This window comes from Enterobacter sp. DNB-S2, from assembly GCF_019443845.1.
GTDB lineage: Bacteria > Pseudomonadota > Gammaproteobacteria > Enterobacterales > Enterobacteriaceae > Enterobacter > Enterobacter asburiae_B.
The window spans coordinates 3,261,935-3,278,186 of the sequence record NZ_CP050520.1 but is presented as its reverse complement, the minus strand read 5'-3'; the positions used below and the strand labels follow the sequence as shown (position 1 = coordinate 3,278,186).

The 16,252-nt window shown below is 60.5% G+C and carries 12 protein-coding genes; 8 read left to right on the top strand and 4 right to left on the bottom strand.

Translation table 11 applies throughout. The features are described from left to right. Window positions 1–99 precede the first annotated feature (99 nt). Entirely contained in the window at window positions 100–1,200 is a 1,101-nt protein-coding gene (gene chaA, locus HB664_RS15625) for a sodium-potassium/proton antiporter ChaA (protein WP_023312122.1), read from the bottom strand. A gap of 270 nt (window positions 1,201–1,470) precedes the next feature. On the opposite strand from chaA, the gene chaB reads away from it, so the two are divergent. Continuing rightward, window positions 1,471–1,701, top strand: a complete 231-nt coding sequence (gene chaB / locus HB664_RS15620) for a putative cation transport regulator ChaB (protein WP_045888013.1) — start codon at window positions 1,471–1,473, stop codon at window positions 1,699–1,701. A 177-nt stretch (window positions 1,702–1,878) separates the two neighbouring features. Then, entirely contained in the window at window positions 1,879–2,574 is a 696-nt protein-coding gene (locus tag HB664_RS15615; RefSeq protein ID WP_219939763.1) for a gamma-glutamylcyclotransferase, read from the top strand. A 30-nt stretch (window positions 2,575–2,604) separates the two neighbouring features. On the opposite strand, the gene HB664_RS15610 is transcribed toward HB664_RS15615, so the two are convergent. The 3 genes from HB664_RS15610 to HB664_RS15600 all read right to left on the bottom strand — a co-directional run bounded on the left by HB664_RS15610 (window position 2,605) and on the right by HB664_RS15600 (window position 5,300). After that, complete coding sequence (locus HB664_RS15610) at window positions 2,605–2,844, bottom strand: DUF1883 domain-containing protein (RefSeq protein ID WP_010432930.1); 240 nt, start codon at window positions 2,842–2,844, stop codon at window positions 2,605–2,607. Window positions 2,845–3,055: 211 nt separating this feature from the next. Further along, window positions 3,056–4,840, bottom strand: a complete 1,785-nt coding sequence (locus HB664_RS15605; protein WP_219939762.1) for a methyl-accepting chemotaxis protein — start codon at window positions 4,838–4,840, stop codon at window positions 3,056–3,058. A gap of 106 nt (window positions 4,841–4,946) precedes the next feature. After that, window positions 4,947–5,300 (bottom strand): DsrE/DsrF/TusD sulfur relay family protein, encoded by a 354-nt coding sequence (locus tag HB664_RS15600; protein ID WP_008499522.1) that lies wholly within the window; start codon window positions 5,298–5,300, stop codon window positions 4,947–4,949. 72 nt (window positions 5,301–5,372) lie between these two features. Here HB664_RS15600 and nasR point away from each other — a divergent pair, with 72 nt between their 5' ends. The 6 genes from nasR to HB664_RS15570 all read left to right on the top strand — a co-directional run bounded on the left by nasR (window position 5,373) and on the right by HB664_RS15570 (window position 16,233). Then, complete coding sequence (nasR, locus tag HB664_RS15595) at window positions 5,373–6,557, top strand: nitrate regulatory protein NasR (protein ID WP_069302965.1); 1,185 nt, start codon at window positions 5,373–5,375, stop codon at window positions 6,555–6,557. Window positions 6,558–6,784: 227 nt separating this feature from the next. Further along, the gene (locus HB664_RS15590) at window positions 6,785–8,032 is read left to right on the top strand and encodes a CmpA/NrtA family ABC transporter substrate-binding protein (RefSeq protein WP_058841344.1); all 1,248 of its coding nucleotides are present in this window, start codon (window positions 6,785–6,787) and stop codon (window positions 8,030–8,032) included. Window positions 8,033–8,034: 2 nt separating this feature from the next. Then, window positions 8,035–8,913: a nitrate ABC transporter permease gene (gene ntrB / locus HB664_RS15585; RefSeq protein ID WP_033145770.1), complete on the top strand. Its 879-nt coding sequence runs from the start codon at window positions 8,035–8,037 to the stop codon at window positions 8,911–8,913. A gap of 9 nt (window positions 8,914–8,922) precedes the next feature. Next, a complete protein-coding gene (locus HB664_RS15580) occupies window positions 8,923–9,711 on the top strand; it encodes an ABC transporter ATP-binding protein (RefSeq protein ID WP_033145769.1) in 789 nt (262 codons plus the stop codon). Window positions 9,712–9,724: 13 nt separating this feature from the next. Beyond that, window positions 9,725–13,711, top strand: a complete 3,987-nt coding sequence (gene nirB / locus HB664_RS15575) for a nitrite reductase large subunit NirB (protein ID WP_219939761.1) — start codon at window positions 9,725–9,727, stop codon at window positions 13,709–13,711. Next, window positions 13,708–16,233: a nitrate reductase gene (locus HB664_RS15570; protein WP_219939760.1), complete on the top strand. Its 2,526-nt coding sequence runs from the start codon at window positions 13,708–13,710 to the stop codon at window positions 16,231–16,233. The genes nirB and HB664_RS15570 overlap by 4 nt, the downstream gene beginning before the upstream one ends. Window positions 16,234–16,252: the final 19 nt, after the last annotated feature.

Below are 16,252 nucleotides of genomic sequence, written 5' to 3'. Positions count from 1 at the left end.
GGCGGGTTTTTTTATGGGGCATATTGCCGGGTGGCGCTGCGCTTACCCGGCCTACAAAACCTGTAGGCCCTGCAAGCGAAGCGTCGCTGGGCAAAAAGGCTACGCAAAAATTGTCATTAAATACGCAATAAACAAGGCCATATGCGCCGCGCCGTTCAGCACGTTGGTGCGCCCGGTTGAGAACGAAATCTGGCACAGCAGCAACGAGGCGACCATCACAATCATCTCCGGCGCACCCAGCGCAAACTGCAGCTCGTTGCCCGTCATAAAGGCAATCAGCGTCACCACCGGTACGGTAAGTGAAATCGTCGCCAGTACGGAGCCGAAGAACAGGTTCATTGCGCGCTGCACCTGATTATTCAACACCGCTTTCAGCGCGCCCAGCCCTTCAGGGGACAGGATCAGCAGCGCCACCAGGAAGCCGGTAAACGCCACCGGCGCGTTCAGCTCGGTTAACAGCGTCTCCAGCGGGTTAGCGTTCATCTTGGTGACGGCAATCACCGCAATCAGATGCACGATCAGCCAAACCGTATGCCACGCGCTGCTGTGGGCCGACGGCTTGCCGTGGTGCGGGTCATCATCGTCACCGTCGTCTTCATGCTCGTACACAAACAGACTCTGGTGCGTTTTGGTCTGAATCAACAGGAACACACCGTACATGGCGGCGGAAATCAGTGCAACCAGCAGCGCCTGCCCGGTGGAAAAGTTTGCACCCGGCAGCGCCATCGGGAAGACCAGCACGATAATCGCCAGCGGGAAGAGGGCGATAAGATACTGTTTAATGCCGAACAGGTTCATATACTGGGTCGCAAATTTGCGCCCGCCCAGCAGCAGAGAGAAGCCTACCAGGCCGCCCGTCACAATCATAATGATCGAATAGAGCGTGTCGCGCATCAGCGTCGGCGCGGCATCGCCGGTCGCCATAAGCGCGGAAATCAGGCTGACTTCGAGAATAACAACGGAAAGGCTGAGAATTAACGATCCGTACGGCTCGCCCAGACGGTGGGCCAGGACGTCCGCATGGCGAACAACGCTAAATGCGCTGGTTAAGATGCCGACCAGGGCAAGAATATTGATACCAACCACCACTGGCAGTGACTGACTGCTTCCCCAGAAGAGCAGCACAGCCAGTGCCAAAACCGGGAAAATGAGTGACGTCTCCTTGTGGCGGGTCTTTACCGCCTCATGTGTTGCTGTCATGTGCTTCTCCATCAATGCAGGTGCTTGTAATTATAGATAGATTTTTGAGGTCATTAAATTAACAGATCTCTGATAAATACCCTTTATTTTTTACTTAATTTTACCCTTTGTCATTATTTTCATTGATGATGGGTATAATGCAGATTCTTTGTTGATTACTTATTAAATAACAATAAATTAAAAATATAATTTACTCATAAATTATGGCCGGGTGGCACCATGGCGTATCGTCGTCCACACTTATCTCTTTAACCAAAAGAGAGGTTAGTGATGCCCTATAAAGCGAAACGCGAATTACCGGATAACGTGCAAAACGTGCTGCCTGCGCACGCGCAGGATATCTACAAAGAGGCGTTCAACAGCGCCTGGGAACAGTACAAAGATAAGGACGATCGCCGGGATGATGCCAGCCGTGAAGAGACGGCCCACAAAGTCGCCTGGGCCGCAGTAAAACATGAATATGAGAAAGGAGATGACGATAAATGGCATAAAAAGAAATAGCCATGAAATGATTCGCTGCCTTCATTTTGACTTTTCAGGCGGTTGAACTTCCGTTGTATTGCAACTGGTCCGCTAATTGCTTATCGTTATTTAACTGCTGGCAAAATGACCAGCATAAAATGCCGGGAAGGCGAATTACAGATGTCGCAAGGAAGCATGCAGTGGCGGAGGTGGAAAGTGTTAACGCGTGATTTCTTAATGAAGGCAGATTGTAAGACGGCATTTGGTGCTATTGAGGAATCGCTTCTCTGGTCAGCTGAACAACGTGCGGCGTCACTCGCTGCCACGCTTGCCTGCCGCCCGGATGATGGCCCGGTATGGATTTTTGGCTACGGCTCCCTGATGTGGAACCCGGCTCTGGAATTTGTCGAATCGGCAACGGGAACGCTGCCTGGCTGGCATCGCGCATTTTGCCTGCGCCTGACGGCCGGACGCGGCAGCGCGTGCCAGCCCGGGCGCATGCTTGCACTGAAAGAGGGCGGACGCACCACGGGCGTGGCGTATCGCCTGCCGGATGCCACGCTGGAAGAGGAGTTCACGCTGCTCTGGAAGCGCGAGATGATCACCGGCTGCTATATGCCGAGCTGGTGCAAGCTGGAACTGGACGACGGACGCACCGTAAATGCGCTGGTGTTTATTATGGATCCGCGCCATCCGCTGTATGAAGCGGATACCCGCACGCAGGTGATTGCCCCGTTGATTGCCGCCGCGAGCGGGCCTCTGGGCACCAACGCGCAGTATCTGTTCTCCCTCGATCAGGAGCTGACCCGCCTCGGCATGAAGGACGATTGTCTGAATGAGCTGGTGGTGAAGGTGAAGGCGCTGCTGGAAGGGAACCCGCTCAACAGCGCGCTGCGACCGGGTTTTGCCTGACAATACGCCCGGCTTGCCGGGCGTTTAAACTTATGCTGCCACGTAGCTGACGGAATGCTCCAGCGACTGGCTGTGGCTATCGATCAGCACATCCCACGTGCCGGTATACGGCACGGTAAGCCAGGCCTTATCGTCCTGTACGGTGAGAATATCCGCCTGGGACTGTTTTTGTGCTTTCGAACTCATCAGATGAATACGACAGCGTTCTGAGCAACGCACCACTACCGTATCCCCGCCAAACAGTTTCAAACTTGTTTTTACCAGTGCCATTTTTTACCCCGTAGTCTTAAACAACGCTCTCCCTGCTGCCATATCCGAGCGTGATGTTGTTCACAATTCACTCATGGCATAACACCAAAGGGGAGGGGGCGAGATGCTGATTTTGATCAAAAAATGGCATAACGATTAAACAAAAATGACAAAATTCCTCAAAATTTACGCTGGCGCGCGTTTTACCCGCTAAACGCGCGCCGGAAGAAGATTAAATGCGGAAATGCCCGGCTGTTTCAGCAAGGTCGCCCGCCTGGCTCTGCAGGGCACCCGCGGCAGCGGCGGATTCCACCACCAGCTCGGCGTTCTGCTGAACCATTCTGTCGAGATGGGTCACCGCGTGGTTGATCTCATGAATCCCTTTCATCTGCTCGCTGGTGGCGATGGAGATTTCGCGCATGATGCCAGAGACGCTGCCGATGCTGGAGCGGATCTCATCCATGCTTTCCCCCGCCAGATGCACGTAGCGGGAGCCGGTTGCCACGCTGTCGGTGGTGGAATCAATCAGCGATTTGATCTCTTTCGCCGCCTGAGCGCTACGGCTTGCCAGGTTACGCACTTCACCTGCTACGACGGCAAACCCGCGTCCCTGCTCACCCGCACGCGCCGCCTCGACGGAGGCGTTCAGCGCCAGAATGTTGGTCTGGAAAGCAATCCCGTCAATCACGCTGGTGATATCGCCAATTTTTGCCGACGCGACTTCAATTGACTGCATGGTGCTGATCGCCTGCGATACCACCTCGCCGCCCCGCGCCGCGGCCGCTGAGGCCTTGCTCGCCTGGTCGTTCGCTTCTGCCGCCGATTCATTCGACTGCGTCACGGAGGCGGTGATCTGCTCCACGGCGCTGGCCGTCTCGCGCAGGCTGGATGCCGCCTGCTCGGTACGTCCGGAAAGATCCTGGTTTCCTGCGGCAATCTCCTGCGCGGCGTTTTTCACCGATTCGCTGGCGTCACGGAGCTGCACCATCACCACCGACAGCTTATCGCTGAAGGCGTTAAAGGCCTGCGCAATCTGCGCGACCTCGTCTTCGCCGTTATCCGGCAGGCGCTGGGACAGATCGTTAGTGCCGTTAGCAATGTTGTGCATCGCGTCGCGAATGTCGGACAAACGCTTGAGCAGGCGGGCAATCAGGAAATGCACAATCGCCGCGCTCAGGAGTGCGAGGATCACCAGCGAAATCGCCGAGGCTTTAAGCAGGGAACGCATGCCGGAGGTGGCGTCACCGCTGTCGAGCGCGACGACTAACAGCCAGTTTGTGCCCGGCACGGCTGTCGCCACGAAGGTTTTTTCCGCGTCGTTCAGCGTTCCGTCGACGGGGTTACCGCTTTTCAGCGCAGCAAAATCAATGCCCTTGATCGTCTCACCAAACGGTTTCAGCGTCAGAGCCGGATCGTTAGCGGCAATCACGCTGCCGTCGCTGTTCAGAAGCAACCCGCTGCTGGCCGGGGTGGGATGGATCCCGCGCACGTTAGCCACCACGCTGTCCATCGCCACATCGCCCGCCACAACCGCTTTGAGCGTGCCATTTTCTTTCACCGGCACCGCAAAGGTTACCACCAGTTTACCGGTCCCCGCGTCAACGTAGGGCGCGGTGACAACCGGACCGTCCGTGCTGACCACCTGCTGATACCACGGGCGAATAGTGGGGTCATAGTCCGCCGGAACGCCCGCCGGTTCAGAGAATTTCGCCGTTTTGCTGGCGTAGCCAACATAGACGTTGGTGAATCCACCCGCCTGCGCAAGCTGTTTAAACACCGGAACCGGGTCGTCATTCAGCGCAACGGTCTGCGCGGAGGCGATCACCGTCATCTTGCTTTTTACCCAGTCGGCAATCGCCATGTTATGGCTGGCGCTGGTGCTGGTCAGGATATCGCGCTGGGACTGCTGGTTATCCTGGCGCGTGACCTGGAAGTTGATAACGGTATTAAGGAGAAGGGCGACGACCAGACAGCCTGCCGTCGCCACGATGATGCGTGCACGAATCGATCTGAACATAAGTGAAATACCTGCTGTGTTGTTTCCATGCCTATCGGCAACCCCGCAGGTAAACTTGATGCTGAAACCGCGTCCATAAGAAAATAATATTTTTACGGGTTTATTATTAAAAAGTTAATACTTTATCGGCGGACAGCGTCCACTCGGCCAGCTCAACCAGCGTACCAATCTCTACGCCATCAATCAGCGGCAGACCGGTAATGCCGCGGCCGTCGGTGCAGGTCTTGCACAGCTTCACCGGCACGTTTTGCGCGGTGAGGATCTCCAGCATCTGCTGAATGTTATAGCCTTCTGCCGGTTTTTGACCCTTCAGCCCCGCGGTGACCGCGTCCGACATTAAAAAGAGTCGTAACGCCAGGTCGCTCTCTTTTTCACGCAGCGCAATCGCCAGGCGCAGGCTGTTAAAAAGGGATTCGCTGCCGTAAGCCGCACCGTTGGCGACGATCACAATCTTCTGCATGTTGACTCCTGTTCTTATAAAGGCACGAATATTGCTTAGCTTTCCCGAGTTTCGCTGTTCTGGAGAGTAAGCATGACATTAATGGCTGGCATTTCGCCAGGCGCTGCTGAATGGCTCGAGCGCGCAAGAATGATGCGCCGGGAGCAGCTCAGCAAGCTGGCACAGCTTGGCGTGCTTGTGCACGGCATTAGCCAACTGGTGCATATGTTACAGTGCGAGCGTGGGGCGTCCAACGTCTGGCTCTGCTCACAGGGTAAGCTCTACGCCCCTGAATGCAAAGCCAGCCGGGCGCTGGTGGATGAAAACCTCGCTGCACTTTATGACATTCTTGAAAAACAGTCGCCGATCCCGGGAAGTACCGTTTGTGAACGTATCGGCGGCGCGCTTCAAAGCCTGGACATGCTTCCCGCGCTGCGCGACGGTGTTATTCAGCAAACGGTAACGGCACCGCAGGCGATGGAACACTACTCCCGCATGCTTCGCCATCTGCTCAGTATCGTGCCGCAGCTCAATGACAGCATTGACGATCCGCAAATCGCCGGGCGTTTTGTTGCCCTTTATAGCCTGATGCAGGGGAAAGAGCTGGCGGGACAGGAGCGGGCCCTGGGGGCGATTGGCTTCACGCAGGGCTTTTTCGATGATGTGACTCGCCAGAGGCTGGTTGACCGCATCGACGGGCAGCAGGCCTGCTTTGAAATTTTTCTCTCACACAGCTCCGCTGACGTCCAGACCACCTTTTCTCTGCACTGCCAGCCCGATCGTGAAACGGAGCAACTCCGGCGCGTAGCCTGTACTCGCCAGCCTGCCGCGGATGATGGCCTTACCGCTCTGGCCTGGTTTGCTCTGCAAACCGCGCGCCTTGAGCATCTGCGCACGCTGGAGGAGACGCTCATCGCCGATCTGATGACGGCGGTGGACGAGCGTATTTACCGTAACGATGAGTACGTGCCTCCCGCCGATGAGCAGGACGACCCGCTGATACAGTATCCGGAAAAACCGTTGCTCACCCTGGTGCGCCAGCAGGCACGCGAAATAGAACAGCTCTCGCGCCAGCTAGCATCGCTGCGCGATACGCTTGAAGAGCGCAAAGTCATTGATAAAGCGAAAAGCGTGCTGATGACCCACCAGAATATGAGTGAGGAACAGGCCTGGACGGCGCTGCGCAAAATGGCGATGGACAAGAACCAAAGGATGGTGGATATCGCCCGCGCGCTGCTGATGGTGAAGAATTTATGGCAGGTAACACCAAAGGAGTAGCTGCACGGTCAGCGGGCATTTTTTGCCTGATTAAGGTGCGTGCAGGCGAGGGGAGTTCGGTTAGCGCCCTGGAAACTGCGGGTTAAAACCTGGCATTCACTTTGCATTATCGGATTAACCATTTTTGACGATGCGCCAACGGCGGCGCATGCGTCTTCGGGATAAAGGCGTCCACTGGTGCTTCGGCATCGTGGGCGCTTTTTTTTGGTTTTTTTTCAGGAGTGGTCATGGCGGATTTGTCGAGACGGCGTTTTTTGCAGGCCAGCGTGCTGGCGAGTGGCGCAATGCTGTTACCGGGTATCATGCAGGCCGCATGGGCGGCAGGCTCGGATAAACCGGAGCAGGAAACGGTGCGCATCGGGTTTATCCCGCTGACCGACTGCGCCCCGGTGGTTATCGCGGCGCTGAAAGGCTTTGATAAAAAATACGGTATTACCATCGTGCCCACCAAAGAGGCGAGCTGGGCGGCGGTGCGCGACAAGCTAGTGGCGGGCGAACTCGATGCCGCGCACATTCTCTACGGCCTGCTGTACGGCCTGGAGCTGGGCATCGCCGGCAAGCCGCAGCAGATGGCGAACCTAATGACGCTCAATCAGAACGGCCAGGCGATTACGCTTTCCAGCGATCTGGCGGAGAAGGGCGTACGAGACCTTGACGGGCTGAAAAAGCTCATTGGGCAGCAGGCGCCCGGCACCTACACCTTCGCGCACACCTTCCCGACCGGGACGCACGCCATGTGGCTCTACTACTGGCTGGCCAGCGCGGGCATTAACCCCTTTGACGACGTGCGCACGGTGGTGGTGCCGCCGCCGCAGATGGTGATGAACATGCGCATTGGCAACATGGTCGGCTTTTGCGTCGGCGAGCCGTGGAACGCCCGGGCCATCAACGACCGCATCGGTTTTACCGCCGCCACGTCGCAGTCTATCTGGGCCGATCATCCGGAAAAAATCCTCGGTACGCGCCGCGACTGGGTGGAGAAAAACCCGCACACCGCGCGGGCGCTGGTGAGCGCGGTACTGGAGGCGGCGCGCTGGATCGAAGCCTCCCCGGAAAACAAACGCGAGACTGCGCAGATCCTCTCCCGCCGGGCGTGGCTCAACTGCAAGGAACAGTATCTCACCGGACGCATGCTCGGCGAGTACGACAACGGCCTGGGCCAGCGCTGGCAGGACGCGCACCCGATCCGCTTCTTCAACGAGGGGGCCGTCAGCTACCCGTATCTCTCCGACGGCATGTGGTTCTTAACCCAGTTCCGCCGCTGGGGCTTGCTCAAATCCGCGCCGGACTACGCGGGCATCGCGCAGCGCATTAACCAGACCGCGGTCTGGCAGGATGCCGCCACGGCGGTGGGGGGCATCAGCACACCGACTTCACCATTACGCAGCAGCACATTGATGGACGGCACAGTCTGGAACGGTACCGATCCGGAAGGATACGCCAGCCGTTTCGCCATTCACCGTAAAGGGGCCTGATTATGCAGCATCTGCAAAAGACGAATTCACACGAGACGCCGGAGAGTGGGGAGGTGATTGTCCTGCCTCCGGTGCAGGTTCGCCGCCGTACGCCGACGTTTGCGCGTCGGATTAACGCGATCCTTCAGCGCATCATCCCGGCGTTTCTCGGTCTGGGACTGCTGGTGGTGCTCTGGCAGCTGGCGGCGATTAACAGCAAAGGTTTCCCGACGCCGCTCAGCACGCTCGATTCCGCCATCACCCTGTTTGCCGATCCGTTTTATCGCGACGGGCCTAACGATATGGGCATCGGCTGGAACGTGCTCGCCTCATTACAGCGCGTGGCGGTGGGCTTTGGCCTGGCCGCGCTCGCCGGGATCCCGCTCGGCTTCCTGATTGGTCGCTTCACCTTTTTCTCTCGCATGTTCGGCCCGCTGATCGCGCTGTTACGCCCGGTTAGCCCGCTGGCCTGGCTGCCCATCGGCCTGCTGCTGTTCCAGAAAGCGGAGCCCGCGTCGAGCTGGACCATTTTCATCTGCTCCATCTGGCCGATGGTGATCAACACCGCCGAAGGCGTACGCCGCATTCCGCAGGACTACCTCAACGTGGCCCGGGTGCTGCAGCTTTCCGAGTGGACCATCATGCGCCGCATTCTCTTCCCGGCGGTGCTGCCCGCGGTACTGACCGGGGTGCGTCTCTCCATCGGCATCGCCTGGCTGGTGATCGTCGCCGCCGAGATGCTCACCGGAGGTTTAGGGATCGGCTTCTGGATCTGGAACGAGTGGAACAACCTCAACGTCGAAAACATTCTCATCGCCATCGTCATCATTGGCGTGGTCGGGCTGCTGCTGGAGCAGGGGCTGATGCTGATCGCCCGTCGCTTTAGCTGGCAGGAAAAATAAGGAGCGAACATGAAACCATTAATTCAGGTCCAGGCCGTGAGCCAGCGTTTTTCCACCGCCAGCGGCGAGTTTCTGGCGCTGCAAAACGTCTCTTTTGATATCCACGAGGGCGAAACCGTCAGCCTGATCGGGCACTCCGGCTGCGGCAAATCGACGCTGCTGAACCTCATCGCCGGTATTACCCTGCCGACGGAAGGCGGGCTGATCTGCGACAACCGTGAAATCGCCGGGCCGGGTCCGGAACGTGCGGTGGTCTTCCAGAACCATTCGCTGCTGCCGTGGCTCACCTGCTTCGACAACGTGGCCCTGGCGGTCGATCACGTGTTTCGCCACAGCATGAGCAAGGCGGAGCGCAGGGAGTGGATCGAGCACAACCTCGACCGCGTGCAGATGGGGCACGCCCTGCACAAGCGCCCGGGGGAGATCTCCGGCGGCATGAAGCAGCGCGTCGGCATTGCCCGCGCGCTGGCGATGAAGCCGAAAGTCCTGCTGATGGATGAACCCTTTGGCGCGCTCGACGCCCTGACGCGCGCGCATCTGCAGGACTCGGTGATGCAGATCCAGCAGGCGCTGAACACCACCATCGTGCTCATTACCCACGACGTGGACGAGGCGGTGCTGCTCTCCGATCGCGTGCTGATGATGACCAACGGCCCGGCGGCCACCGTCGGGGAGATCCTGCGTGTTGACCTGCCGCGCCCGCGCAACCGGGTACAGCTGGCCGACGACAGCCGCTATCACCACATGCGCCAGCAGATCCTCCATTTCCTCTATGAAAAGCAGCCGAAAGCGGCGTAACGAGGGGGCTTTGATGCGACTGGTCATTATCGGAAATGGCATGGCGGCCACGCGGCTGATTGCCGCGCTCACCGGGCGTGCTGCCGGTCGTTTCGCTATCACCGTCATCGGTGACGAGCCGGAGCATGCCTATAACCGCATCCAGCTTTCGCCGGTCCTGGGCGGTGAAAAGCAGGCTGCAGACATCTGTCTGCAGGATGACGACTGGTACCAGTCGCGCGGCGTGACGGTGCTGCGGGGTGAAAAGGCGATCGCCGTGAACGTGGACGCGCGGGAAGTGCAAACCACCGCCCGCACGCTGGGCTGGGACGCGCTGGTGTTTGCCACCGGATCAACGCCCTTTATTCCGCCAATCCCCGGCTGCGATGCGCCGCATGTGTTCACGTTCCGCACCCTGGAGGATACGCGGGCCATTCGGACGATCGCCGGTCCGGCGGTGGTGCTGGGCGGCGGCGTGCTCGGGGTTGAGACGGCGGCAGCGCTGGCGTGCTCAGGTGACAACGTCACGTTGGTTCATCGCGGTCCGTGGCTGATGGAGCAGCAGCTGGATCGGCAGGCGGGAATGCTGCTGGAAGAGACGCTGGCGGCGCGGGGCGTGCGCTGTGAGCTCGCCTCGGGCATCGCAGCGGTGAGCGGGAATAGCGTGACGCTGCTCAACGGGCGCCGCGTCGCCGCCGCGCGCGTGGTGCTGGCGACCGGCGTGCAGCCCAGCGTCGCGCTGGCGCAGGCCAGCGGCATTCGCTGCGCGCGCGGCATCGTGGTGGATCACCAGATGCAAACCTCCGAACCGAACGTCTACGCCATCGGCGAGTGCTGCGAAATTGACGGGAAGACGTTTGGCCTGGTCGCCCCCTGCCTGGCGCAGGCGGAAATCCTGGCCGCGCGGCTGGCCGGGGACGCTACCGCGCCGTTTACCCTGACCGACAGCGGGATGCGTCTCAAGGTGACGGGCGTGGAGCTGTTCAGCCTCGGCCGTGCGGCGGAGCAGGAGGGCGACGTGGTCTGGAGCGCATGGGATCCGCTGACCCGTCACTATCGTCGTTTATTGATCCATCAGGGGGCGCTGGCTGGCGCGCTGCTGATGGGCGACTGCCGCAGCGCGGCAACGTTTACCGATTTACTGGCAACGGCCACGCCCGCCCACGCGGACTGGCTGTTCGATCGTTTCACTACGCAACCGCAGGTTGCAGGACAGAATGCTATGACAAAACCTACTCTGGTGGTGGTTGGGCACGGTATGGTCGGCCATCATTTCCTCGAAGACTGCGTTAAGCGCAATCTGCATCAGCAGTATCAGATCGTCGTTTTTGGCGAGGAGCGCTATGCCGCCTACGACCGCGTGCATTTGTCGGAATATTTTGGCGGCCGCAGCGCGGCGTCGCTCTCGCTGGTGGAGGGGGATTTCTTTGCCGACAGCGGCATTGAGCTGCGCCTGTCGCAGCAGATCGTCGGCATCGACCGCGACGCGCGCGTGGTGCGTACCGCCAGCGGGCATGAGACCCACTGGGACAAGCTGGTGCTGGCGACCGGCTCATACCCGTTCGTTCCGCCCGTGCCGGGCAACGATTTGCCGGGCTGTTTTGTCTACCGCACCCTTGACGACCTGGACAACATTGCTGCACATGCGGCTGGCTCGCGCCGCGGCGTGGTGATTGGCGGCGGCCTGCTCGGACTAGAGGCGGCGAATGCCCTGAAGCAGCTCGGGCTGGAAACCCACGTGGTGGAGTTTGCGCCCAACCTGATGGCGGTCCAGCTCGACAACGACGGCGCGGCGATGCTGCGCAAGAAAATCGAGGCGCTGGGCGTCGGCGTTCACACCAGTAAAGCCACGACGGAGATCGCCACCGCGGACGGCGGGCTGGTGCTGCGCTTTGCCGATGGCGAACAGCTGGAAACGGACATGGTGGTCTTTTCGGCGGGCATTCGTCCCCAGGACGCGCTGGCGCGCAGCAGCGGGCTGGCTGTCGGCGAACGCGGCGGGATCTGCATTGACGACGGCTGCCAGACCTCCGATCCGGACGTGCTGGCCATCGGCGAATGCGCCCTGTGGGAGGGGAAAATCTTCGGACTGGTCGCGCCCGGCTATCAGATGGCGCGGGTGGCCGCCGCCGCGCTGGCGGGAGAGGATAAAACCTTCACCGGCGCGGATATGAGCACTAAGCTCAAGCTGCTCGGCGTGGACGTGGCCTCGTTCGGCGACGCTCACGGGCGCACCCCGGGGGCGCTGAGCTACCAGTGGACGCACGGCCCGCAGCAAATCTACAAGAAAATCGTGGTCAGCCACGATGGCAAAACGCTGCTCGGCGGCGTGCTGGTGGGCGATGCCAGCGAGTACGCCACGCTGGTGCAGATGATGCTTAACGGCATCAGCCTGCCGAAAGAGCCGGAAACGCTCATTTTACCCGCGTCGTCAGGCAGCGCGCCAAAAGCGCTCGGCGTGGCGGCGCTGCCGGAAAGCGCGCAGATCTGTTCGTGTCATAACGTCAGTAAAGGCGATATTTGCCGGGCGGTGAGCGCGGGCGCGGCGGATATCGGCGCCGTTAAGCAGTGCACCAAAGCGGCGACCGGCTGCGGCGGATGTAGCGCACTGGTGAAGCAGGTGATGGAGTTCCAGCTGGCGGAGCAGGGCGTGGAGGTGAAAAAGGACATCTGCGAGCACTTCCCGTACTCGCGCCAGGAGATTTACCACCTCGTGCGCGTCAACCATATCCGCACCTTTGACCAGCTTATCAGCCGCTACGGACAGGGGCACGGATGCGAGATCTGCAAGCCGCTGGTGGGATCGGTGCTCGCCTCCTGCTGGAACGAGTATCTGCTGAAACCGGCGCACCTGCCGCTGCAGGATACCAACGACCGCTACTTCGCCAACATCCAGAAGGACGGCACATACTCCATCGTGCCGCGCATGCCCGCAGGGGAAGTGACTGCCGACGGGCTGATTGCCATCGGGCAGATTGCGAAACGCTACAGCCTGTACAGCAAAATTACCGGCGGTCAGCGTATCGACCTGTTTGGGGCCACCCTCGAACAGCTGCCGGCGATCTGGCAGGCGCTGGTGGAGGCCGGGTTTGAAACCGGACACGCCTACGGGAAATCCCTGCGCACGGTGAAATCCTGCGTCGGCTCGACCTGGTGCCGCTACGGCGTGCAGGACTCCACCGGCCTCGCGGTCCGGCTGGAGCATCGCTACAAGGGCCTGCGCGCGCCGCACAAAATCAAAATGGCGGTCTCAGGCTGCACCCGCGAGTGCGCGGAGGCGCAGAGCAAAGACGTAGGGGTGATTGCCACCGATAAGGGCTGGAACCTCTATCTGTGCGGCAACGGCGGGATGAAGCCGCGCCACGCGGATCTCTTCGCCAGCGATCTGGACGACGAAACGCTGATCCGCACCGTCGACCGTTTCCTGATGTTTTACATCCGCACGGCGGATCGCCTGCAGCGCACCAGCACCTGGATGGACAACCTGGAAGGCGGCCTCGACTATCTGCGGGAGGTGATCATCACCGACAGCCTCGGCATCGCCCACGAGCTGGAGCAGGAGATGGCCCGGGTGGTGGAAGCCTACCAGTGCGAATGGCAAACCACGCTCAGCGATCCCAGCCGCCTGGCGCTGTTCCGCACGACGGTGAACGAGACTGCGCCGGATGAAAGCAAGCGCTGGCAGGAAATTTGCGGCATCGACGATATCCCCGAGCAGGCGGGTATCGGCGCGCGGCTTGGACGTAAGCCGATTGCGCTGTTCCGCTTTGGCAAAACCGTTTACGCCCTCGACGATCGGGAGCCGGGCGGCGATGCGAACGTGCTTTCACGCGGCATTCTTGGCGATGCGGCGGGCGAGCCGGTAGTAATTTCACCGCTCTACAAGCAGCGCATTCGCCTGCGCGACGGCTGTCAGGTGGAGAGCGGCGAACCCGCGGTGCGCGCCTGGCCGGTGAAAATTGAAAACGGCAAGGTGTGGGTTGGCAGCGACGCCCTGGTAATGCGTGCGGAGGCCTCATGACGGAAACCCGGACAACGTGCCCCTACTGCGGGGTGGGCTGCGGGGTGATCGTCCGCGCGGAAGGTGAAGCGGTCAGCGTTCGGGGAGATGAAACCCATCCTGCGAACCTGGGCCGCCTGTGCGTGAAAGGATCGGCTCTGGGGGAGACCACGGGCTTACAGGGGCGGCTTTTGCGCCCGGTCGTTGACGGCCTTGAGGTGGACTGGGCGCAGGCGCTGAGCGCGGCAGGAGAGCGTCTGCGGGACATTATCGATAAATGGGGGCCGCAGGCGGTGGCGTTTTACGCCTCCGGCCAGCTTTTGACCGAGGATTACTATGCCGCCAACAAGCTGATGAAAGGGTTTATCGGCGCGGCAAACATCGATACCAACTCCCGGCTCTGTATGTCCTCGGCGGTGGTGGGCTACAAGCGCGCCTTTGGCGAAGACGTGGTGCCGTGCGGCTACGAGGATATGGAAAACAGCGATCTGGTGGTGCTGGCTGGCTCGAACGCGGCCTGGACGCATCCGGTGCTCTATCAGCGGCTGGTGCAGGCGAAGCACGACAACCCGCGGATCAAGGTGGTGGTAATCGATCCCCGCAGAACCGCCACCTGTGATATTGCTGACCTGCATCTGGCGCTCGCCCCCGGCAGCGACGCCGGGCTGTTTGTCGGTCTGCTTAATGTGATTCAGGGAACGGATGAGTGGCCCGTTGAGCGCGTGGCGGCGTTTTGCGGCCTCTCGCCGCAGGATATAGGCACCTTTTATGACTGGTTTATGACGGCGCCCCGGGCCATCACGCTCTACACCATGGGGATCAACCAGTCCGCCAGCGGCAGCGACAAGTGTAACGCCATCATTAACGTTCATCTTGCCAGCGGGAAGTTCAACCGTCCGGGCTGCGGCCCGTTTTCGCTGACCGGACAGCCAAACGCGATGGGGGGAAGGGAAGTGGGCGGGCTGGCGAACCAGCTGGCGGCGCACATGAACTTTGAGCCGGACGATCTCTCGCGGGTGGCGCGTTTCTGGGGAACGGAACGGCTGGCGCAGACGCCGGGCCTGATGGCGGTGGAGCTGTTTGACGCCATTGCCCGCGGCGAGGTGAAGGCGGTGTGGATCATGGGCACTAACCCTGCCGTGTCGCTGCCCGACAGCCACGCGGTGTGTCAGGCGCTGGCGAGCTGCCCGCTGGTGATGGTTTCTGAGGTGATGAAGGATACCGATACCAGCCGGTTCGCCCATATCCGTTTTCCGGCGCTGGGCTGGGGGGAGAAGGACGGGACGGTGACAAACTCGGAACGCCGCATTTCGCGCCAGCGCGCGTTTCTGCCCGCTCCGGGCGAGGCGAAGCCGGACTGGTGGATCGTCGCGCAGATGGCGAAACGGCTGGGCTACGGCGAGGCCTTTGCCTGGCAACATCCGCACGAGATTTTTTGCGAACATGCGGCGCTGACGGCCTTTGAAAATGACGGCGCGCGGGCATTGAGTCTTCATGAACTGGCTGCGCTAACCCGCGAGGAGTGGGATCAGCTTGAGCCTTATCAGTGGCCGACAGGGAGTTTTCCGCGCCGAAACATCGTTCCCGTTAACCCTCTGTCGCACGGCGCGACGGTCAGCGCGTTATACCCGCTGATTCTCAACTCGGGGCGCATCCGCGATCAGTGGCATACCATGACCCGAACGGGATACGTGGCGAGGCTGATGCAGCATATCGCCGAACCGTTTGTTGAGGTTGGCCCGGCAGACGCCGTTCGGTTTTCCCTGTGCGACGGCCAGCTGGCGCGCATCAGCTCGCCGCGCGGCGTGATGGTGGCAAGAGTGCGAATCAGCGACGGGATACGGGAAGGCGAGGCGTTTGCCCCGATGCACTGGAACGCCGGGTTTGCCCGCCAGGGAAAGGTGAATGCGCTGGTGGAAGGGCGCTGCGATCCGGTTTCGGGCCAGCCAGAGAGTAAACAAACCGCCGTCAGGATCCTGCCCTGGCAGCCCGCCTGGCAGGGGGAACTCTATGCCCGGGAATGGCCGGAAATGCCCTCTTCGGCTTACTGGTGGCGCAAAGCCTCACGCCTGACGGTGGCGGGCGATCAACCGCTGCTGCGGTGGGTAATGGAGTACGCCAGCGCTCGTGGCTGGCAGCTGCAGGTTGCGCAAACCGGTGAACGCAGCAGCGTGCTGGCCTGGCATGAAGGCCAGCTGATGCTGGGCTTCTGGGAGGGCTCCGCGTTACCGGCGCTGGCGCATGCGGTGATTGAAGCCGCTTTTCAATCCCCACCCGTGCTTCTCGCAGAACGCCACGCCTTGTTGAACGGACAGAGCGTCGGGAAGGCGGCGGATCCGGGACGCATCATCTGCAGCTGTTTCAGCGTCGGGGAGAATGCGATACGGGAGGCGATCGTCGGCGGGTGTGATTCCGTCACCGCGCTGGGGGCGACGCTGCGCTGCGGTACGAACTGTGGCTCCTGCGTGCCGGAGCTGAAAGGGCTGTTTCAGGATAATCCTGAAATGTCCGCCAGAACTGCATTTCAAGGCTTATCGCGTTAACATAATAGGAGTTTATTCA